The following is a 20,320-nucleotide window of genomic DNA, read 5'->3' on the forward strand; positions in this document are numbered from 1 at the left end:
AATAGGCCTCGTGGCGCACCGGCATTAGTGCGGCATTAATCATGTCAGGGCAATTGCCCTAAATTAAGTCACATTTTGCGGTTGCATCGCGCGGCGTTTACCCGATCCAAACTGCCAAGGCCAGACACTGTAATGCGGAAATCCGCAAGGTGACGGAATGGCTGGCAAGAAAGGGCAGGCAGGCGGGAGGAATGTGATTCCGGCGCTCGTCGTCGTGTGCCTTGTCGCCGCCATTGCGTCGGCCGGACTGGCTCTCGCTGCGTCAGCCGGCTTTGCGCCATCGAGCTATATCGGTTCGCTTGCTCCGGACCTGCTCTGGGAGCTTCTGATCGGTGGTACCGTCGTGGCCTCCTTCCTGGGCGCGATCACGCTCTCGGTGCTTTCGGCTGTGCGAAGGGTGCAGCGCGTACAGCTTCGCCGCAATGCCTTCGTCAGCTCCGCCCTCAACCATCTGAACCAGGGCGTGGTGATGACCGATGCGCAAAAGCGGATCGTGTTCTGCAACGATCGCTATCTCGAGATCTATGGCCTGTCGCGCTCCGACATACAGGGCAACATGACCGGGCCCGAACTGCTGAAAATGCGCTACCGTCGCGGCTTGATGGATGTCACGCCTGCAGAGTTCTATGTCCGGGCCGCCAACCCCGAGGGGATGGTGACGGAATTGCCCAACGGCAAGTCGGTCGTGGTCCGGCATTTCGGGCTGCCCAATGGCGGATCGATCGCGACGCACGAAGACTGCACCGGCCAGCGGCAACTGTCGCGCAAGCTCGCGTCCACCACCCAGTTCCTGGAATCGGTGCTCGACAACGTACCAGTCTGCGTGGCCGCGAAAAACATCGAGGACGGCCGTTACATCTTCGCGAACCGCGCCTTCGAGCGGTTCTCGCGCTTCTCGCGCGATCGCATCGTCGGCAACCGCGCCGACGAGATCTTTAGTCCCGAGACCGCCGCCAGCATCGCGGCCGCCGACAAGGCGGCGCTGGAGGCGCCGGAAGGCTTTTTCCGCAACGAGTTCTGGGTCGAGCGTGGCTCGGAGCGGCGCATTCTCGCCTCCAACCGCGTGATCGCGCGCAACGAGAACGGCGAGCCGGAATTCCTCATCGCGCTGTTCGATGACGTCACCGACCGCCGTTCGCTGTCGCGGGAATTGGAGAACGCCAAGAAGTTCCTCGAGCTCGTGGTCGACAACATTCCGGTCTCGCTGATCGTCGAACGCGTCAGCGACGGCCGATATTTGCTCGCCAACCGTTCGGCCGAGACCATCCTCAACCGCCGGCGCGAGGATGCCACCGGGCTGACGGCAACGGACATCTTCAATCCGCGCGAGGCCAAGCTGATCATCGCGCGCGACGAGGCCGCGATCAAGAAACGCGGCCTGCTGACCGAGGAGCATCCGATCTCGACCAAGGACGGCTTGCGGCTGTTCCTGACCCGCCGCATGACCGTGCTCGACGAGCATGGCGAGCCGCAATACCTGATCAAGACGCATGAGGACGTCACCGACCGGCGCCAGACAGAATCGCGCATGGCCCACATGGCCTATCACGACGGTTTGACCGATTTGCCGAACCGCGCCGCTTTCCTGCAGGCGCTGGCGCAGATGATCGAGGCCTGCGGCGGCACCGACGAGGAATTCGCTGTGCTTTGCGTCGATCTCGATGGCCTGAAAGAGATCAACGACGTGTTTGGCCATGCGATCGGCGACAAATTGCTGATCGAAGTGGCCCGGCGCCTGCAGACCTCGGCGCGCGGCGGCGTGGTCGCACGCCTCTCCGGCGACGAGTTCGGCCTGATCATCGACGGCAAGCAGCCGGCCGCCGGCATCGTTCTTGCCGAGCAGGTGGCGGAGGCGCTCGCCCAGGAATTCGTAATCGACGGCAAATCGGTCCGCACCGGCATCACCGCCGGCATCTCGGTATTCCCGCACAATGGCGCGGATGCCGCCTCGCTGCTCGCCAATGCCGGCGCGGCGCTGTTCCGCGCGAAGGCGAAGTCGCGCGGTACGATCTCGATCTACGAGCCGGAAATGGACCAGCAGATCCGCGACCGCCGCGTGCTGCATCAGGACCTCTCGGCCGCGATCCGGAACGGCGAATTGTCGCTCTACTACCAGCCGCTGGCTGCGGCGGGCGCTACGGTGGCCGAGAGCGCGGTGATCGGTTTCGAGGCCCTGGCGCGCTGGCAGCATCCGGTGCGCGGCTTCGTCTCGCCGGCGGATTTCATTCCGCTTGCGGAAGAAGGCGGCCTGATCGTCGAGATGGGCGAATGGATCCTGCGCGAGGCCTGCCGCGAGGCGGCCTCCTGGAAGCAACCACTCCAGATCGCGGTCAACCTCTCGCCGGCGCAGTTCATGCACGGCGATCTGGTCGGCCTCGTGCATTCGATCCTGCTCGAAACCGGCTTGCGGCCAGACAGGCTCGAGCTCGAAATCACCGAGGGCGTGCTGATCGAGGATTTCGATCGCGGCCTGGCGCTGCTCAGGCGGCTGAAGGCGCTCGGCGTGCGCATCTCGATGGACGATTTCGGCAGCGGCTACTCCTCGCTGAGCTATCTGCAGGCGTTTCCCTTCGACAAGATCAAGATCGATCGCGCTTTTGTCATCAATCTCGGCCGCAACCCGCAATCGGCCGCGATCGTCCGCGCCGTCATCGATCTCGGTCATGGTCTGCAGATGTCGATCGTCGCCGAGGGCGTGGAAACCGAGGAGCAGCTCGGCTTCCTGGCAAAGGAGGGTTGCGACGCGGTGCAGGGCTATCTGATCGGCAAGCCGGCGCCGGTCGGCCAGTATGCGGCGTTGGTCGGCAACGGCGGCAATGTCGTGGAGCTGGTCCGCAAGACCGGGTAAGTCTTGTTGGACGGGTTTTCTTCACCCGAGCCTGTATCTCCTTCACGTGAGAACGCTATGACCTTCCGGCATGGCGGATTACGATCTCGCGATCATCGGCGGCGGCTTGAACGGTGTCAGCATTGCGCGCGACGCTGTGGGACGCGGCCTGCGCGTGGTCCTGCTGGAGCAGGGCGATCTCGGCGGCGGCGCCTCCTCGGCCTCGCCGCGGCTGATCCATGGCGATCTCGCTGGCTTGCAACGCTGCAATTTCTTCCGCGTCCGCGCCGCGCTGAAGGAGCGTGAGGTCTGGCTCAGGATCGCGCCGCATCTGGTGCGGCCGATGCGCTTTGCGATTCCCGCCCTTGCCGAGGAGCGCCCGGAATGGCAGTTGCGCTCATGGCTGCTGCTCTACGACCGGTTGGCATCGCGCACCGGTCTTCCGGCATCGACGACCGTCGACATCTCGCACCATCCGATCGGCGACGCGCTGAAGCGGCCGTTCGGCATCGCCTTTGAATATTCGGATTGCGTGGTCGATGACAGCAGGCTCGTGGCCCTGCTGGCGCTCGATGCGGCCGAGCGGGGCGCCGCCATCTATACCGGCGTGCGCGTCGCCCGCGGCGAGCGCGGCGAAACCTGGCGGCTGATCGCGATCGATCGCGGCTATCGCCGGGTGATCACCGCGCGCTCGCTGGTCAACGCGAGCGGTGCCTGGACGGCCTCTGTCGCCGAAACCGTGCTGCGCGTTCCAGCACTCGCGCTTTCGATGGTGCAGATCAGCCAGATCGTGGTCCGGCGGCTGTTCGACAACGACAATGTCTACGTGTTGCAGAACGGCGACGGACGGCTGATCTTCGCTAGCCCCTATGCCCGCGATTTCACGCTGATCGGGACAGTCTCGCGACCGTTCAAGGGCGATCCCGCCATCGTTGCGATGAGCGCAACGGATATCACCTACCTCTGTGAGGCTGCCAACCGCTATTTCCGTCAGCGGATCGAGCCCGTCGACGTGGTGCGGCCGATCTCCGGCGCCAATATGGCGATAGGCGCGGCGGGCGGCCGGTTGCGGGACGGCGGGATGAAGTTTGATTTCAAGCGCGGCAAGGCGCCGCTGATCACTGTCTTCGGCGGTGACGTCACCACCTCGCGGCTGCGCGCGGAAAAGGCTGTCTCCGAACTGACGCGGTTCTATCCGATGTCGCCGCGCTGGACCGCCAAGGCGCCGCTGCCGGGCGGCGATTTTGCCTTTGGCCGGTTCGAGACCGAGGTCGATATCATCAGGGATCGCTGGCGTTTCCTGAGCGAGCAAGAGGCGAGGCGGCTGCTTGGTGCCTACGGGTTGAGGGTTGAAGCGATCCTTGGGAATGCCAAGGCGAAATCCGACCTCGGTCCCTCCTTTGGGCCGGAGCTGACCGGCGCCGAGGTGCGCTATCTGATGGCAAGAGAGTGGGCGCGGTTCCCGGACGATATCTTGTGGCGCCGCTCCAAGCTCGGCCTGACCATGCCGCCGGCGGATCGCGACGCGCTCGCAGCGTTCATGGCGAACGCGGCTTTGAACTAGGTGTATGTCCATAAAGCGAGACTGCCCGCCGGCATGGGCGTGCTGTCGTCGCGGCCGCTTAGGCCAGTCTTAACCATCGGACGCCTTTTGCTTTTTTGCCGAAGACCTCCCGCGGTAGTCTTGCAATTGATCAGTGGGGAGGATGCCATGGATCAGCGGGATTGGAGCCGCGTCGAGCAGGAACTCGGCGAGCTGGTGCCAAAGGTGAACGTGTCCCTGGACCAGCAGCCTGCTCCAGCGCAGAGCAGTTTGGCAAATAGGGACTCGACGGAGGCAATCCTCGAGCAGATCGCCAAGGCCCTCGAAAGCGACGGAATCGTCGGCAGGAAAAGCCCCTGAACTTCGACTTCCGACTCGATCTGGTGTGTGCGAGCGACCAGACGACTCGGCGCGCCCTGGCAATGCCAACTTCTGAAAAGGATCAAAGCGGACGTTCGTAAACGTTCGCTTCTGACGCGCCTCTGCGCCAATCTGTCCCGTCTTTCGCCCCTGGCCGAGGTCGGACGATGCGATACCCTGATGAAAAATTCAGGGAGGGAGCCATGTCAGCGAAACTTGATCGCCGTCACTTCATTGCTGCCGGACGACAGCGGCGGCGATGCCGTTCCTCTTGCGCAGGGCCGCCGCGCAGGAGGCGTGGCCGTCGCGGCAAATCCGTATGATCTGCAGCTATCCGGCGGGTGGGCAGACCGACCTGCTCGCGCGCGCATTCGGCGAATTCATCTCCAGGCAGGTGGGAAAGACTGTCGTCATAGAGAACAGAGCGGGGGCCTCGGGCTCCATAGGCGCCGCGGAAGTCATGCGCACGGACCCAGATGGCCACACGATCCTGGGCTCCATCTCGACCACCTACGTGATGAACAGAGTGATGATGAAGAACCCCGGCTACGACATGGACAAGGACCTGACGCTCGTCAGCATTATCCCGGGTGCTGGGCTGCTGCTGGTCGCAAGCCCGAAGGCTGGCGTCAAGACGTTGGATGAATTCGTCGCTTTCGCGCGCAAGAGCGGCAAGGTGAACTTCGGCACCTATAGCGCGGGCTCGGCCCCGCACATGACGATCAATGAGCTCAACAAACAATATGGTCTCAACATCGAGCCGATCCACTACCGAGGCGAAGCGCCAATGTGGACGGGGCTGGCGGAAGGCACGCTCGATGTCGCGATGGGCAGCTACACCGCCGCGCAATCCGTCCTGCAGAGTCATCGCGGAGTTGTGTTCGCGGTGCATTCGAAGAAGGTCGACGCGATCCCGAACATCAGGACTCTGCCTGAACAGGGCGCGACAGCGAAATTCTTCACGGTGAGCGGCTTCACGGGCTGGGCGTTGCCGAAGGCGACGCCACAGCCGATCGTCGATCGGTTGGCGGAACTCTGCGTGGCAGCCAATAGCGATTCGAAAGTGAAGGAAGTTCTCGGCACCTTCGTGCTCGAACCGGCGCTCGGATTTAAGGACAGCAACGCTTTGTATCAGCAGGAATTGCCGATTTGGATGGAGAGCGCGCAAGCGCTCGGCTTGGAACCATCCTAGACTAAACCGGAGATCTTCTGGCCGACAGGTCAGCCCGCAACTCGGACCGAAGAAGCCCCATCGTCGTTCGCGGCTTTTTGTTGAAGAGGCAGCAAAGAGAATGTCCGGATTTGGCCCGACACGGACCTCACGGCATATCCGCTGTTGCGCCGCTCTCGGAGGCGAGCGTGCTGAAGAGTACATCGCCTGGGTGCCAGCGCTGGATCAACCGATCGCCTGAGAGCGCGACGTCACCATTGGCGCTATCCCACGAGTGACCTATTGCCGGCAAACAACCTGGATCGAGTTATTCGAGCTGTACGCGGATACACCAGGCCCCGCCAAAGGCAGATACTTTCTTGAGGGCGAGCCCCTTGAATACTCCGAGTTGACATCCAATTACCATCCATACGGATGTCATACGGATGGAAAAAGCTATGTCGAACAATGTCCGCGAACTCCGGCCGAAGCAGCCAGATAGCGAGAAAATCACGATCAATCTGGGTTATGTCGACCTTGGGCAGGTCGACCTCATGGTCCAGGAAGGGTTCTACTCGAACCGAACCGATTTCATTCGCACAGCCATCCGCAACCAACTCGAACGTCATGCGGATGTGGTCAAACAGTCGACTGCTCGGAAAAGCCTGGACCTCGGTCTACGGAATTACAGCCGTGAGGATCTCGAAACGGTCCGACGCGCCGGCGAGATGCTGCACATCAATGTTCTGGGCCTTGCGACAATCGCCCAAGACGTCACGCCCGAGCTTGCTCGCGCCACGATTGCTTCGGTCTCCGTGCTTGGCGCTCTCCATGCCACTCCGGCGGTCAAAGCCGCGCTCACCGACAGGACGCGGTGATGGCGATGCTCAGACAGGACATCATTCGCGAAGCCACACGTCTCACGCGCGCGGGCCGACTCGTCGAGGCGACGGCACTTCTCCAGCAAATGCTTTGCGGTGAACGAGCGCCGGATGCGACATTCCGCACCGACCCCATCGCCCTCCCAGGAGGTGCACCGTTAATTATAGATGCGAAAGCAAATTGGGTTGAAGAAACGGAGAGCCCGCAGTCAGCGCGGAGCACATCCGCTCAACCGCGCAAGGTCCGCGCGTCGTCAAATCGCACAAACAGTTTCGTTGGGCTCCCATTGCGGCGCGCAATAAAGCGCGCTCCGCCGTCCATGCGCGACATCGTGCCGGAGGGCGCGAGATTTATCGACGGCAGCTATAGCAATCCTGCGGGAAGTCGTGCCTACAGGCTCTTCATTCCGAGCCGGTATCACGGGCAGCCCATTCCGTTGATCGTCATGCTCCACGGTTGCACCCAGTCGCCAGAAGATTTCGCCGCCGGCACGAGAATGAATTTCATCGCAGAAGCACAACCTTGCTTTGTGGTCTATCCCGCGCAGCGTAGCGAAGCAAATCACGCGAAATGCTGGAATTGGTTTCGCACAACCGACCAGCAGCGTGGCACAGGGGAGCCCTCGCTTATCGCGGGGATCACGCGCCAAATCATGCGGGAGTACTCAGTTGATCAAATGCGTGTCTACGTGGCTGGATTATCAGCCGGAGCGGCCGCAGCGGTCATCATGGGAGCAACATATAACGATCTATATGCGGCCGTGGGTGTACATTCTGGCCTTGCATGTGGTGCCGCCACCGACCTTCCCTCTGCGCTCCTCGCCATGCGACAAGGCGGCGGCTTTGACCATCGGACGGGTTCGACCGACCCTGTTCCGACCATTGTTTTTCACGGCGATCGCGACAGTACAGTGCACCCAAAGAACGGCGATCAAGTTATTGAGCAGTTCATCGATGCGGTGAGCACGGAAAGAAACGTTCATCGTGGGCAGGTGGCTGGAGGTCACGCCTATACTCGCACCGTCCATAGCGACGCCAGAGGGCGCCACGTCCTTGAGCACTGGAGCATCCACGGAGCCGGACACGCATGGTCGGGGGGAAGCTCCGCGGGCTCCTACACTGATCCGCGAGGACCGGACGCAACAAGAGAAATGCTGCGTTTTTTCCTCCAGCATTCGCTGCCGTAATATTGACAGATCAGAGATAGTCCGTTTCTGGCCCTAATGCGAAGTACGGCGTAGCTCTGAAATCGTCTGCTTATCGGGGTAGACTGGAAGTCACGGACCGCCCCTTAAACCCGGCGCTTTCGATCCAGAATGGATTTACTTCGGAAGCGCCGAATGACGAGGTTGGCGGCCTCACGGAATATGTCCGGGGCAAGCTGCGAGCAGCCCACAAAGCCGAAAACGATAGACGGAAAGTAAGAGGCTCCAATGCTGCGGCAGCCTATAACCGGTCTCTGCTCGACAGTCAGATATTTCCAAATACGGCGGAACGTTGGTCCATGCCATAGGTTTTCTCAACGGAGACGGAATCTTCACGAGGAGTGGGACAGTCACCATCGCGACCAGGCGGCGTAACGCCCCCCTAGTCGCGGTTCAACCGTATCCTTTCATCGCGAGTGAACCACAATGAATAGGCGCAAGCCCACCTATTTCCGTAATGCGTTGGATTTGAGAGATAAAGTGCAGGTCAAGGTCTTGCGCAAGCGCCTCAAGCTCTCGGACGAACAGTTCGCCAGTATAGTTCGGAAGTCTGGAAATTCGATTTCGGCCATCACGAAGGAGGCCACTCGCGCCACTTCAGCGAACCCGAGCGAACCGCCAGCAGTTGCCGTTTTTGTTACTGTTTAGTCGCGGCACAAGATAATCCCAATCCTGACGCCGAACCAGGAAGACGCGAGGCGTCTTGACTGTAGGAGGAGTTAACCTGGATCTATTCACGAGGATCCCAATCCACCTGTGGCCCAAAGCCCACGTGCTGAAGGCCGGTCGGGATGTCTGCTTCGGAGTATAGTGCGGATATCGCCAAGTCCATGGGTTCCGGATTTATAATTACAGGCTCTAGCTGAAGGCCCTGTCTCAACCTGTCTCGCGCGACCATGCTTCGTCGCGGCGGGACGGCCGCCGATGCAGGCGATCGGCGATCAGCTTTGTCGCCTTCTCGCCTCGCCTCGCGCGAAGACAGGCGACGATGAACGTGTCCTCCCAAAGCTCGCGCTGGGCGTGGCTGCCGCCGATCCGCACCAGTTCGGGCATCAACGGCTCGAGGATGCGGACAGCGCCGTCGTTGTCGGCTGACGCGAATGCCTGGATGCCGCGGCAAAGACCGATCGCGGAAGCGCCGGGCGCCAGCTTGCCCTCGGCGCGCCGTGCCTCCATTTCCGCAAGCCGTGTCTCCAGCGCGCCGCCGTTGCCCGCCGCGACCGCCAAGGCGTGGTGGACGTCGGCAAAATGCGCGCCGGCTTTCGGGAAGAATTTCTCGCCGTAGGCGGCCACTTCCTGCCAATGCGATTCAAGCCCGGTCCTTCCCGCCAGCGAGAGCCGCCACAGCAATGAGGTGGTGTCCGTCAGAATGTTCAGCGGCGGATAGGGCCGCCCCTGCGGTCTGATATGCCGTTCGTAGATGTCGAGCGCGCCGCCAGTATCGCCGTCCTCGAGCGCGATCAGTGCCAGGTGCCAGGCAAGATGCCCCTGCAGGAAGCTTACCCGGTCGTGGGCCGGCAGCCAGCCGGATAGGAAGGTGCGGCCTTGCGTGGGATCACCCTGCTCGAACAGCGCATGCGACAGGGCATGGGCCGCGCTGGCGTTTGCAGGATTCATCCAATAGGCGCGCTCGGTGGTATCGCGGCCGGTGACGACGTCGCCCGCCTCGGTTTGCGACCAGCCGAGATAGGTCAGGAACCACCAGTCCTCGCCATAATCGGCGGCGTAGCGCTGGCAAATCGAAAGCCGCGCCGCGTCGTGGTCGGCGCGCCCTGAGAAAGCGTAGAGGCCGAAGGCGCCGAGCAGCAGCGACAGGATCAGCGCGTCGCGCGGAAATTCCGCGAGGTGCTGTTCGGCAGCTTGCAATGCCTGCCTGGTCTGGCTTTCGACCACCGAGGCTACGATCTCGACATGCTGCTGCTCGCGCCGGCTCGCGGTCGCGGCCAATTGCCGGGCTATTGCCGCCTTGTCGCGGGCCGCCGCGCCTTCCATGTTGATCTGATGGACGCGGGCACGCGCCACATGCGCCAGTGCGAAATCGGGATCCTCGGCGATGGCCGCATCAAAGGCCGCATCCGCGCCGTGCCAGGCCGCAAGGATACAGTCGATGCCATCACGGTAGAGCGCCGCAGCGCGATCGGAAGCGGTCGTCAGCGGCAGGTCGTAGCGGTCCTGGTTCATCATTCGTCCTCCTGACGTGAAGGCGAAATCTAGCAGAGGCGGCTGTGACAACAATATTGCGGAAGACGCCGCGTGAAGCGGTTGAGCCAGTGGCGATCCGCCGCTAGCTTGCGGTCACGATCGGGCTAAAGGGAATCATGGCTGAGGAACTGGCGAAGACGGCAAATAATTCGACGACGGAAGACACTGCGCCGCGGAGGGCGACCGACATGCCGCTGCTGCGCATCGAGGGCGTGACGAAAAGGTTCGGCAACTTCACCGCGGTCAATCAGCTCTCACTCGACATCCGCGCCGGTGAATTCTTCGCCCTGCTTGGCCCGAGCGGGTGCGGCAAAACCACGCTATTGCGCATGCTGGCGGGATTCGAGACGCCGGATGAGGGACGTATCCTCCTTGGCGGTAACGACATCGCGCAGGTGATGCCGCATGAGCGGCCCGTCAATATGATGTTCCAGAACTATGCGCTGTTTCCGCATCTCTCGGTGCGTGACAACATCGCATTCGGCCTGCGGCGCGCTGGCATGGCGCGCGGCGAGATCGCCGCCCGCGTCGCCGAGATGGTGGCGCTCGTCAAGCTCGAAGGGATGGAGAAACGCAAGCCCGACCAGCTTTCCGGCGGCCAGCGGCAGCGCGTGGCCTTGGCGCGTTCGCTGGCACGCCGGCCGCAGATGCTGCTGCTCGATGAGCCCTTGGCCGCGCTCGACAAGAAACTGCGCGAGAGCACGCAGGCAGAATTGATGGAATTGCAGCGCCGCCTTGGCATGACCTTCATTATCGTCACCCACGACCAGGAAGAGGCGATGACGATGGCGAGCCGGATCGGCGTGATGGACACAGGCCGCCTGGCGCAGGTCGCGACGCCGCGCGACCTCTATGAGGCGCCAGCCTCACGCTGGGTCGCCGAGTTCGTCGGCGACGTCAATCTGTTCGAGGGGCAGGTCATCTCCCGCGAGCAGGGCAGGCTGAAGGTCACGACGCGCGAGGCAGGGATCATCACCGTGACCGAACCGCGCCAGCCGGTGACGAAAGAGATCGTCACCGTCGCGATCCGGCCCGAGAAGATCAAATTATCGCGGCGCGGATTGGCGTCGAGTGTCGACGCGTTGCAAGCGATCAATCGGTTCGAGGGCGAGGTTGCGGAGATCAACTATCTCGGCGGCCTCACCGCCTACAGGATCAGGCTCGACAATGGCGCCGTGGTGCGCTCCGTGATGGCCAATACCGCGCGGCTTGACGTGGACGGCTATGGCTCGAGCGAGCGCGTGGCCGCCTGGTTCGCGCCTGACGACGGTGTGGTGCTCGAGCAATGAGCACGCGCCGTATCTTTGCCCGTCCGGCGCGCTATGCCGCCATCGCGCCATATCTTTGGATGGCGCTGTTTTTCCTGGTACCGTTCGGCTTTGTGCTGAAGATCAGCCTGTCGCAGACCGCGATCGCGCAGCCGCCCTATACGCCGGTGTTCGACCCCAGCGAGGGGTGGGAAGCGTTCAAGGGCGCGTTCGAACAGTTATCGCTGGAAAATTACCGGCTGCTGATTTCTGACAATCTCTACATCCTGTCCTATCTGCGTAGCCTCGTCGTCGCCATAACCTCGACGCTGATTCTGCTCGTGATCGGCTATCCCATCGCCTACGGCATGGCGCGGCTGCCGCAGCGCTGGCAGGGCATCGCGATGATCCTGGTCATCGTGCCGTTCTGGACCTCGTTCCTAATCCGCATCTATGCCTGGATCAACATCTTGCAGCATGACGGTTTGCTCAATCGGATCCTGCTCGCATTGCATCTGGTGTCCAAGCCGGTTGTCTGGCTCTCGACCGACACCGCGATGTATATCGGCATCGTCTATTCCTATCTGCCGTTCATGATCCTGCCGCTCTACGCCACGCTCGCGAAGATGGACCGCGCGCTGCTGGAAGCCGCCGAAGATCTGGGCGCCTCGCCGCGGAAGGCCTTCTGGCTCGTGACGTTTCCGCTGTCACTGCCGGGCGTCGGGGCAGGGGTATTGCTCTGCTTTATTCCGATCGTCGGCGAGTTCGTGATCCCCGATCTCCTCGCCGGCTCCAATTCGTTGATGATCGGCCAGACGCTCTGGCTCGAATTCTTCACCAATAAGGATTGGCCGGTGGCCTCCGCCGTCGCGATTGCGCTGTTGCTGCTGCTGGTGCCGCCCCTCGTGCTCTATGACCGGCTGCAGCGCCGGCAGGTCGAGGGCCGACGCTGATGGCGCATACCGTGAACCGACTTTCGCGCTTCAACATGACCGCGCTCGCGCTCGGGCTTGCGTTGCTTTACCTGCCGATCGTGATCCTCGTGATCTTTTCGTTCAATGCGTCGCGGCTGGTGAACGTGTGGGGCGGCTGGTCGCTGCGCTGGTACATCGAGTTCTTCAACGACCGCGCCATGCTCGAAGCTGCCTGGATGAGCCTGCGCGTTGCCGCGGTTTCCGCCACATTCGCGACGCTGCTCGGCACGCTCGCGGCCATAGGCCTGGCGCGCGGCGAACGCTTTGCTGGGCGGGCGCTATTCTCCGGCATGCTCTATTCGCCGCTGGTGATGCCGGAGGTGATCTCGGGCCTGTCGCTGCTCCTGCTGTTTGTGGCGCTGAACGCCGAGCGCGGCTTCTGGACGGTGACCATCGCGCACACCACGCTGACCATGTGCTTCGTCACCGTGGTGGTGCAGTCACGCCTTGCTTCGCTTGACCGCAGTCTGGAGGAGGCCGCGATGGACCTCGGCTGCAATCCGGTGAAGGCGTTCCTGATGGTGACGCTGCCGCTGATCATCCCCGCCATTGTCGCGGGCTGGATGCTCGCCTTCACGCTGTCGCTCGACGACGTCGTGATCGCAAGCTTCACCACCGGTCCCGGCTCGGCGACGCTGCCGATCCGGATTTATTCGGAGGTGCGGCTCGGGGTGAAGCCGGAGATCAACGCGATCTGCACGCTGATGATCGCATTGATCGCCATGCTGATCGTGGCCGCCTCGTTCGCCTCGAAACTGTCGAGCTCTCAGGGCGAGAGCGCCGCGCCGCTGTGAGCAGTCACGACTTCACCGCGCCCGCGGTGAGGCCGCCGACCATGTAGCGCCTGAAGGCGTAGTAGATGGCGGCCGGCGGCAGCGCATAGATGAAGCCGGTGGTCATCAACAGCTCCCACGGCGAGTCATCGGCAGCAAGGAAGTTGCCGAGCGCGACGGGAAGCGTGATATCGGTGTCCTTCGACAGCAGCAGGAACGCGTAGAGATATTCGTTCCAGGCCAGCAGGATGGCGTAGGTGCCGACCGCGACCAGCGAGGGCATCATCAGAGGCACATAGACCAGGCGGAACAATTGCAGCGTGGTCGCGCCATCCATGGTCGCGGCTTCGTCGAGCTCGACCGGCAATTTGTCGGAAGCCTGCTTCAGCACCCAGATCGCGTAGGGCGAAGCGATCGTCACCATCGCCAGGATCAGCGACCAGTGACTGTTGAGCAATCCGTAATTGCCCATGGTGCGGTACATCGGCACGGCCAGGAACGCCGCCGGGATGAAATAAGTGAACAGCGCCAGGTTCATCATCGCGCGGCCGCCGGGCGCGCGCAATCGCGAGATCGAGAATGCCGCCGTGGTGGCGATGAATAGCGTCAGCGCCCCGGTCGCCAGCGCGATCACGGTCGAATTCCCGAACTGCATCCAGAAGTCACGCAGGAAGTAATGCTGCTGGCGGAACACGATCTCGAAATTGTGCAGCGTCGGATGATCGGGCCAAAGCTTGCCGGAGAACGCGTCCTCCTTCGGCGAGATCGCGAACAGGAACATGTGATAGATCGGCACCAACGTCCAGATCAGGACGGGGATGCCGATCAGGAGCAGCTTGGCCTCGGTGCCGATCTCGCGCAGGGTAGGGAGCTTCATCGCGACAACCGTTTCATCATGAAATAGACGAGTGGCAGCACCAGCGGCAGCGCGCAAACGATCGAGGCCATCGCCAGATTGAGCTGGTCGAGCCGGAGATAGCGGATACCAAGTGTCGACAGCACATGGGTGAGGTCGGCCGGCCCGCCGCCGGTCAAGAGATAGACGCTGTTGAAGTCGCCGAGCGTCCAGATCATCGAGAGCAGCGTGCAGGTGATGTACAGCGTCTGCATCGACGGCCAGGTGATGTAGCGGAATTTTTGCCAAAAGCTCGCGCCGTCGACGGCTGCGGCCTCGAACAGGTCGTTGGAGATGGCAAGCCGCCCGGTCATCAGGATCAGCGTCCAGAACGGCAGCGACTTCCAGATGTGCACGCCGATCGCCATGGTCAGTGCCACCGTGGGATCGTTGAGCCAGTTCGGACCGTCATCGCCGGTCAAGCTGAAGATGATGTGATTGACCACGCCCCATTCCGGATTGAGCATGAAGCGTACCGACAGGATGGTCGGGATCGACGGCACCGCCCAGGGCAGGATGAACAGCACCGACAGCCACCTGATCCAGGCGCGCTGCTGGACGAAGAAGCCCGACAGGAACAGCGCGATCAGCATTTTGACGTTGATGCCGATAACGAGGAAGATCAGCGTGTTGACGGCGGCGCGCGCGAAGATCGGGTCGTGATAGAGCTCGACATAGCTTTGCGGATGGCGTGCGAGCCATAGCCCGTAACCGACGGGATAGAGCACGAAGGCCAGGAACACGAGCAGATAGGGCGCCAGCAGCAGGATGCCCCAGACTTGCGGCGTCGACAGCCGCGCCGACAGCGGCGGGCGCGGGATCGCATGATCGGAAAGCGTGATCGCCATTACTCATCCCTGTCGATTTCGTACACCTCGCCCCGCCTGCGGGGAGAGGTCGGATCGCATCGCAAGATGCGATCCGGGTGAGGGGACTCTCCGCGTACTCATATGTTTCGAGCCAGCGGAGAAAGCCCCTCACCCCGACCCTCTCCCCGCGAAGAGCGGGGAGAGGGAGAAGCAGGTGTCAGCCCGCGACCTGCTTGATGCGGGCGATCAGTTCGTCGACGGCCTTGTCCACCGGCACCTTCTCGCTGACGACGCGGTTCATGGCCTTGGCCCAGACGTTCTCGTTGTTCAGGATCGTGAACTTGTAGTTCTTGGTGAAGTCGAACGGCGTGGTGCCGCCGGTGAACTGGGTGTAGACCGCCTTGCGATGCCGGTCGGCCTGCCAGAACGGGCTCTTCTGGCCGGCGACCGTGACCGGGAACCAGCGGCCGAGCGCACCTTCGACATAGGGGCCGAGATTCTCTTCCTGCAGCAGGAATTTGACGAACTCCTTGCCCTCGGCCTTGTTCTTGGCCGCGGTGAAGATCACGCCGGTCTTGACGTCGGAGCGGTACTTGATCGGGTTGCCGTCCGGCTTGTTCGGGAAGGACGCCGTGATGATGGTTTCCTCATAGGCCTTCTTGCCGGCGGCGCGCTGCTCCGGCGTCAGTGCCTGGTTGTTCGAATCCTCGAACCATTTCGCCGCGATCGAGATCGTGAAGTTGTGGGTCATCACGATGGTCTTGTTGTGGAAGGCGACGTTGTTGTCCGGGTCCTTCCAGGTCGTCGAGGAGGGTGGCGTGCAGCCCTTGATGTAGGTGTCGGTGTAATCCTTGAGCGCGTGGATCAGCCCGTCGCGCACCTTGGGATCGTCGACCAGGAGCTTGCCGTCGTCGTCGACGAGCTTGACGTCATAGGCGTCCATGAAGGTGTAGAACGACTGGAACGAGTCGGTGGATTCCACGCCCATCGGCTGGCCGACGCCGTAGATGCGGTTGCCGGTCGCCTTGCGGATCGCCGGCTGCACCTTGTCGCACCAGAACGACCAGTAATCCGCCCATTTGGTCGGGATATCGCTCGGCTTGAAGCCGGCCTGCTGCAGCATGTCGCCCCAGATCTGGACGTGCATGCTCTGCTGCTTCAGTGGGAAGCCGTAATAGCCTTTCTTCTTGGTCTGGTCGTTGTAGAGGTAAGCGGTTTCCAGCGTGTTCGGGGCGAAGGCCGATTTCATCGGCAGCAGGATGTCGGAGAGGTCCTCGAGCTTGCCTTCGAACGCCCATTTGCCGCCGGCCTGCACGTCATACGTATCGGAATAGGCGACGTCGGGCACGGTGCCGGAATCGAGCGCGGCCACCGTCTTCGGGATCATGTCCTGGATCGCGTATTGCGACAGCTCGACCTTGATGCCGGTCTTGGCTTCGAACTTCTTGATCGCCTCGAGGAGCGCGTCATCCTCGGATTTGTAGAAGCCCTTGCCCCACCAGACCGTGATCTTCTTCTCCTGCGCCATCGCCGGCGCGGTCGCGTGGATCAGCCCGATGGCGGCGACCGCGAAAGAAAGCACAGCAATACCCAACTTGGATTTCACGTTGTTCTCCCTCTCTTGATGCCGGTTTTTTTAACCGGTTGGATAAAAGACTAGCGCATGGCCGCGGCCTGATCCAGATGGCGCGTCGGAATCTTGGTCGCACGGTTCGCCTTTGAACCACGACGAAAGTCTGAAGGTTCAATTCGGCTTGGCGTTCTCGGCCGCCGTCGGCGCTCTTGTCGGGGATGCCGCGGCATCGGCAGGCGGCTGCCGCGCGCCGCCGGTGAGGCGCTCGATCACCGAGCGCACGGTGTCGCCCGTCTTGCGGTCCTTCACCGCCTTGAGCAACTGCGACGATGCCGGCGAGCGGCGGATCAGGCTTTCCGGATCCGGGAAGACCAAAGGATCGTCCCACGGCCCCTGCACCACGAACGGCAGGTCAAAACCGTTGCTGCCGCTCGGCGCCGAATTCAGGCTGGCGACGCCCTTGAGATCGTATTCCCGCGACGGCACCGAGGCGGTGCCGGTCAGCGTGATCTTGGCCGCAGGTCCTTCGAGGCGGATGTTCTCGGCGGTGGCGACGCCATCATTGAACCGCACGGCAATCGTCAGATTGTCGTAAGGCGTCGAGCCCGAGCGGAAATTGCCGCCGCCGGACAGAGGCCGCCGCTCCAGCCGCTTCAGGAGCTGCTCGATATTGAAGCCCGCGATCGCGCCATCATGACCGCTCAGCGTCGCGGTGCCATCGAGCGATTGCGCAAGCCCGAACGGACTGGAGCCGGAGGCCGTCAGCGCGACGTTGAGATTGCCGCGGCCGGTGAGCTTGCTGACGCCGAACAATTCGCTGGCGCAGGCCTGCAGGTCGACATCGGTGAACTCGAGCTGCGCCTTCACATCGGCGATGGCATCCGAGCGCGCGATCCCGAGCGAGCCCTTAGCGATGCCGCCATACATCTGCGCTTCCGCGACGGAGAGCGCCAGCGTGCCGCCGCGCAAATTGGCGCCGAGCGCGGTGCGCCCGAGTCTGGTCGAGCCGACCGTCACCCGCGCTGCCGACAGCCGCATGTCGAGGTCGGTGGCGGAGAGCGCGTTCAGATCGAACAACTGCCGGTTCCAGTCGCGCTGGCCGCCGGCGAGCAGGCGGAAGGTCGAGACATAAGGCGTGAAATCGAGGTTGCCTGCGGCGAGCGTCGCCTGCAGCGTCTGCCTGCCATTGTTGGCAAAGGTCATCACGCCCTCGGCGACATTGCCGTCGAGCTCGACATTGACATTGGTGAGCGCCACCGAGCCGCCGACAAGATTGGTGCGCGCCTTCAGCGTGAAGCGGCCGAACCCGCCGCTGCCAGGCGGGGCCTGTCCCATCCAGCGCAGCGCGTTGCGCAAGGACACGCTGTCGATGGTGGCGTTGCCCTCCATCATCAGGCTGGTCCGGTTGGCGACCGTGCCGTCGAAGGCGAGCTTGAGCGGCGCACTGGCAAGCCGCGCCTTCAGCCCCGAGCGGTCGCCCGACAACAGCGCGATGAAGTCGCTGGCGCTGATCGAGCCGTCGACGCGCTCGCCGCGCCAGTCGAACTGCCCGGTTGCGGCAAAGGAACGCGAGATCGATGGCCAGGCCAGCGACAGGTCGATATCGCCGAGCTGCTCCCTGACATGGTTGTTCTCATCCTCGTAATTGAGGATGCCGTCCTGGATGCGGATCTCCGAGAACGACATCTGGTTCTCGGCACCGGGCTTCATCGCGCGCGCGATCGTGTCGATGAACGGCGTCCAGTTGCTGTCGCCCTTGCCGTCCCTGATGACATGGATATGCGGCCGGAGCATCATCACGTCGGCGATCTCGAACCGCCGCAGCAACAGCGGCAGCAGGCGCAGATTGGCGGTCAGCACGTCGACTCGCAGCGCGGGGTCGATGGTGCCGCCGCCCTTCAGCCCGACATCATGGAACGAGACATAGCTGCCGGGGAACACCGACACATCGATATGGCCGTTGACGACGAGGTCGAGCCCGGTGACGGCGCGAATCTGCGCCTCCACCGCCTGCTGCAGGGCGTCCCGGTTCAGAAACCAGGATGTCCCGATCAGGCCAAGCAGCGCGAGGCCGAAAAACGCCGCAATCGGCATCCCCAGGCGCTTCATTCCTTGGGCCATCGTCAGTGACATATCCAGGTCGGGTTGAGGTGATCGGATATTCGAATAAAACGGGCGGCGCACTGGGCGCCCCTGCCAAGCCACGCAACTTGAAGGGTTTTCTTGACGCTTTCAAGGCCATCGTCGAGGTTGTAGGCAGGTGAGATGGCGAAACGGGGCGTCATTGACGCATTGCGAAGATTTCGCCTAATAATCCCGGTCTGTAACGGCCGTCCGCGCCCTCGGGCTGCCAATGCCCCTCCATCAGGTCCTCTTCCATGAACAAGGTCTATCCCGACGCCAAATCGGCACTCGACGGCATCCTTAAGGACGGCATGATGATCATGTCGGGCGGCTTCGGCCTCTGCGGCATCGCCGAAACCCTCTCCGATGCGATCAGGGACTCCGGGGTCAAGGACCTGACGGTGGTCTCCAACAATGCCGGCGTCGACGGTATCGGGTTGAGCCGGCTGCTGGAGACGCGGCAGATCAAGAAGATGATTTCCTCCTATGTCGGCGAGAACAAGCTGTTCGCCCAGCAATATCTCGCCGGCGAGCTCGAGCTCGAATTCAATCCGCAGGGCACGCTGGCCGAGCGCATCCGCGCCGGCGGTGCCGGGATCCCGGCCTTCTACACCAAGACCGGTGTCGGCACGCTGATCGCCGAGGGCAAGGAAGTGAAGGAATTCGACGGCGAGAAATACATCATGGAGCGCGGCCTGTTCGCCGACCTCGCCATTATCCACGCCTGGAAGGGCGACACCGCCGGGAACCTGGTCTATCGCAAGACCGCGCGCAACTTTAACCCGATGATGGCGACGGCCGCGAAGATCACGGTGGCCGAGGTCGAGCATCTGGTTCCGGCCGGCGAGATCGATCCCGATCACATCCACACGCCAGGCATTTTCGTGAAACGCATCGTCGAGGTCGGCACGGGCAACAAGCGGATCGAGTTCCGCAACACCCGCCCGCGCCCCGCAGCCTAAATTTAGCAGGAGAGTCCCATGGCCTGGACCCGTGAACAGATGGCGGCGCGCGCTGCGAAAGAGCTGCGCGACGGCTATTACGTCAACCTCGGTATCGGCATCCCGACGCTGGTTTCGAACTACATCCCCGAGGGGATCGACGTCAGCCTGCAGAGCGAGAACGGCATGCTCGGCATGGGTCCGTTCCCCTATGAGGGCGAGGAGGACGCCGACCTCATCAACGCCGGCAAGCAGACGGTGAGCGAATTGCCGTCGACCAGCTATTTCTCCAGCGCCGATTCCTTCGGCATGGTGCGCGGCGGTCATATCGACCTTTCGATCCTCGGCGCGATGCAGGTTGCCCAGAATGGTGATCTCGCCAACTGGATGATCCCCGGCAAGATGGTAAAGGGCATGGGAGGCGCCATGGACCTCGTCGCCGGCGTCAAGCGCGTCGTCGTGGTGATGGAGCATTCCGCCAAGGACGGCGCGAAGCTGTTGAAGCAGTGCTCGCTGCCGCTGACCGGCGAACGTGTGGTCGACATGGTCGTCACTGATCTGGCCGTCTTCACCATCGACAAGCACGGCAAGGACGGCATGGCGCTGGTCGAACTCGCCGACGGCGTCACGCTCGACGAGGTCAAGTCCAAGACCGAAGCCGAGTTTCGGGTGGCGCTGAAGAATACGTGACGATGGTTCTTCCCTTCTCCCTTGTGGGAGAAGGTGGCGCGCATGCAATGCGCGCCGGATGAGCGACTATCTGGATTGTCAAGTTGCATTGGCGTAAGCGGCACGCGCCTCGCGTGCTTTGGCGTT

At 62.5% G+C, this 20,320-nt stretch carries 16 protein-coding genes and 1 pseudogene; 12 read left to right on the top strand and 5 right to left on the bottom strand.

Translation table 11 applies throughout. The annotated features are described in order from the left end of the window. Positions 1-157: 157 nt before the first annotated feature. From OZ411_RS31905 to OZ411_RS31935, 7 genes and pseudogenes are all read left to right on the top strand, one after another. A complete protein-coding gene (locus tag OZ411_RS31905; protein WP_282531134.1) occupies positions 158-2,848 on the top strand; it encodes an EAL domain-containing protein in 2,691 nt (896 codons plus the stop codon). Positions 2,849-2,918: 70 nt separating this feature from the next. After that, positions 2,919-4,391, top strand: a complete 1,473-nt coding sequence (locus tag OZ411_RS31910; protein WP_282531135.1) for a glycerol-3-phosphate dehydrogenase — start codon at positions 2,919-2,921, stop codon at positions 4,389-4,391. 147 nt (positions 4,392-4,538) lie between these two features. Further along, positions 4,539-4,730, top strand: a complete 192-nt coding sequence (locus tag OZ411_RS31915) for a hypothetical protein (RefSeq protein ID WP_130582236.1) — start codon at positions 4,539-4,541, stop codon at positions 4,728-4,730. A 203-nt stretch (positions 4,731-4,933) separates the two neighbouring features. Continuing rightward, positions 4,934-5,922 (top strand): annotated as a pseudogene (locus OZ411_RS31920) (tripartite tricarboxylate transporter substrate binding protein). A 416-nt stretch (positions 5,923-6,338) separates the two neighbouring features. After that, entirely contained in the window at positions 6,339-6,758 is a 420-nt protein-coding gene (locus OZ411_RS31925; RefSeq protein WP_282531136.1) for a CopG family transcriptional regulator, read from the top strand. Positions 6,759-6,763: 5 nt separating this feature from the next. Next, positions 6,764-7,948, top strand: coding sequence for a PHB depolymerase family esterase (locus tag OZ411_RS31930; RefSeq protein ID WP_282531145.1), 1,185 nt, complete (start codon positions 6,764-6,766; stop codon positions 7,946-7,948). Between the two features lie 444 nt (positions 7,949-8,392). Then, positions 8,393-8,614, top strand: coding sequence for a DUF3606 domain-containing protein (locus OZ411_RS31935; protein WP_130582143.1), 222 nt, complete (start codon positions 8,393-8,395; stop codon positions 8,612-8,614). A 228-nt stretch (positions 8,615-8,842) separates the two neighbouring features. On the opposite strand, the gene OZ411_RS31940 is transcribed toward OZ411_RS31935, so the two are convergent. Next, positions 8,843-10,150 carry a tetratricopeptide repeat protein gene (locus OZ411_RS31940; RefSeq protein WP_282531137.1) on the bottom strand — a complete coding sequence of 436 codons (1,308 nt, stop codon included), beginning with the start codon at positions 10,148-10,150 and terminating at the stop codon, positions 8,843-8,845. A gap of 206 nt (positions 10,151-10,356) precedes the next feature. Here OZ411_RS31940 and OZ411_RS31945 point away from each other — a divergent pair, with 206 nt between their 5' ends. Genes OZ411_RS31945 through OZ411_RS31955 form a run of 3 tightly spaced genes read left to right on the top strand, consistent with a single transcriptional unit; the run spans position 10,357 to position 13,183 of the window. After that, positions 10,357-11,457, top strand: a complete 1,101-nt coding sequence (locus OZ411_RS31945; protein WP_282531146.1) for an ABC transporter ATP-binding protein — start codon at positions 10,357-10,359, stop codon at positions 11,455-11,457. Beyond that, positions 11,454-12,368, top strand: coding sequence for an ABC transporter permease subunit (locus OZ411_RS31950; protein ID WP_282531138.1), 915 nt, complete (start codon positions 11,454-11,456; stop codon positions 12,366-12,368). Before OZ411_RS31945 ends, OZ411_RS31950 begins: the two co-directional genes overlap by 4 nt. After that, positions 12,368-13,183, top strand: coding sequence for an ABC transporter permease (locus OZ411_RS31955; protein WP_282531139.1), 816 nt, complete (start codon positions 12,368-12,370; stop codon positions 13,181-13,183). Before OZ411_RS31950 ends, OZ411_RS31955 begins: the two co-directional genes overlap by 1 nt. Before the next feature lie 4 nt (positions 13,184-13,187). Here the strand turns inward: OZ411_RS31955 and OZ411_RS31960 are convergent, their stop codons facing one another. The 4 genes from OZ411_RS31960 to OZ411_RS31975 all read right to left on the bottom strand — a co-directional run bounded on the left by OZ411_RS31960 (position 13,188) and on the right by OZ411_RS31975 (position 18,560). Next, entirely contained in the window at positions 13,188-14,039 is an 852-nt protein-coding gene (locus OZ411_RS31960) for a carbohydrate ABC transporter permease (protein WP_130582139.1), read from the bottom strand. Next, complete coding sequence (locus tag OZ411_RS31965; RefSeq protein WP_282531140.1) at positions 14,036-14,905, bottom strand: sugar ABC transporter permease; 870 nt, start codon at positions 14,903-14,905, stop codon at positions 14,036-14,038. The genes OZ411_RS31960 and OZ411_RS31965 overlap by 4 nt, the downstream gene beginning before the upstream one ends. A gap of 178 nt (positions 14,906-15,083) precedes the next feature. Beyond that, positions 15,084-16,472: an ABC transporter substrate-binding protein gene (locus OZ411_RS31970; protein WP_282531141.1), complete on the bottom strand. Its 1,389-nt coding sequence runs from the start codon at positions 16,470-16,472 to the stop codon at positions 15,084-15,086. Positions 16,473-16,610: 138 nt separating this feature from the next. Next, positions 16,611-18,560 carry an AsmA family protein gene (locus OZ411_RS31975; RefSeq protein ID WP_282531142.1) on the bottom strand — a complete coding sequence of 650 codons (1,950 nt, stop codon included), beginning with the start codon at positions 18,558-18,560 and terminating at the stop codon, positions 16,611-16,613. A 257-nt stretch (positions 18,561-18,817) separates the two neighbouring features. Here OZ411_RS31975 and OZ411_RS31980 point away from each other — a divergent pair, with 257 nt between their 5' ends. Together OZ411_RS31980 and OZ411_RS31985 are read left to right on the top strand one after the other, a co-directional pair. Further along, positions 18,818-19,525 (top strand): CoA transferase subunit A, encoded by a 708-nt coding sequence (locus tag OZ411_RS31980; protein ID WP_282531143.1) that lies wholly within the window; start codon positions 18,818-18,820, stop codon positions 19,523-19,525. Between the two features lie 18 nt (positions 19,526-19,543). Next, positions 19,544-20,194 (top strand): CoA transferase subunit B, encoded by a 651-nt coding sequence (locus tag OZ411_RS31985; protein WP_130582135.1) that lies wholly within the window; start codon positions 19,544-19,546, stop codon positions 20,192-20,194. The last annotated feature ends 126 nt before the right edge of the window (positions 20,195-20,320 follow it).

The organism is Bradyrhizobium sp. Arg237L (assembly GCF_029990105.1).
Lineage (GTDB): Bacteria > Pseudomonadota > Alphaproteobacteria > Rhizobiales > Xanthobacteraceae > Bradyrhizobium.

Excerpts from the sequence above, each read along its gene's own strand:
- OZ411_RS31905 (WP_282531134.1), top strand. The coding sequence starts at position 158 with ATGGCTGGCAAGAAAGGGCAGGCAGGCGGGAGGAATGTGATTCCGGCG.
- OZ411_RS31910 (WP_282531135.1), top strand. The coding sequence starts at position 2,919 with ATGGCGGATTACGATCTCGCGATCATCGGCGGCGGCTTGAACGGTGTC.
- OZ411_RS31915 (WP_130582236.1), top strand. The coding sequence starts at position 4,539 with ATGGATCAGCGGGATTGGAGCCGCGTCGAGCAGGAACTCGGCGAGCTG.
- OZ411_RS31925 (WP_282531136.1), top strand. The coding sequence starts at position 6,339 with ATGTCGAACAATGTCCGCGAACTCCGGCCGAAGCAGCCAGATAGCGAG.
- OZ411_RS31930 (WP_282531145.1), top strand. The coding sequence starts at position 6,764 with ATGCTCAGACAGGACATCATTCGCGAAGCCACACGTCTCACGCGCGCG.
- OZ411_RS31935 (WP_130582143.1), top strand. The coding sequence starts at position 8,393 with ATGAATAGGCGCAAGCCCACCTATTTCCGTAATGCGTTGGATTTGAGA.
- OZ411_RS31940 (WP_282531137.1), bottom strand. The coding sequence starts at position 10,150 with ATGATGAACCAGGACCGCTACGACCTGCCGCTGACGACCGCTTCCGAT.
- OZ411_RS31945 (WP_282531146.1), top strand. The coding sequence starts at position 10,357 with ATGCCGCTGCTGCGCATCGAGGGCGTGACGAAAAGGTTCGGCAACTTC.
- OZ411_RS31950 (WP_282531138.1), top strand. The coding sequence starts at position 11,454 with ATGAGCACGCGCCGTATCTTTGCCCGTCCGGCGCGCTATGCCGCCATC.
- OZ411_RS31955 (WP_282531139.1), top strand. The coding sequence starts at position 12,368 with ATGGCGCATACCGTGAACCGACTTTCGCGCTTCAACATGACCGCGCTC.
- OZ411_RS31960 (WP_130582139.1), bottom strand. The coding sequence starts at position 14,039 with ATGAAGCTCCCTACCCTGCGCGAGATCGGCACCGAGGCCAAGCTGCTC.
- OZ411_RS31965 (WP_282531140.1), bottom strand. The coding sequence starts at position 14,905 with ATGGCGATCACGCTTTCCGATCATGCGATCCCGCGCCCGCCGCTGTCG.
- OZ411_RS31975 (WP_282531142.1), bottom strand. The coding sequence starts at position 18,560 with ATGGCCCAAGGAATGAAGCGCCTGGGGATGCCGATTGCGGCGTTTTTC.
- OZ411_RS31980 (WP_282531143.1), top strand. The coding sequence starts at position 18,818 with ATGAACAAGGTCTATCCCGACGCCAAATCGGCACTCGACGGCATCCTT.
- OZ411_RS31985 (WP_130582135.1), top strand. The coding sequence starts at position 19,544 with ATGGCCTGGACCCGTGAACAGATGGCGGCGCGCGCTGCGAAAGAGCTG.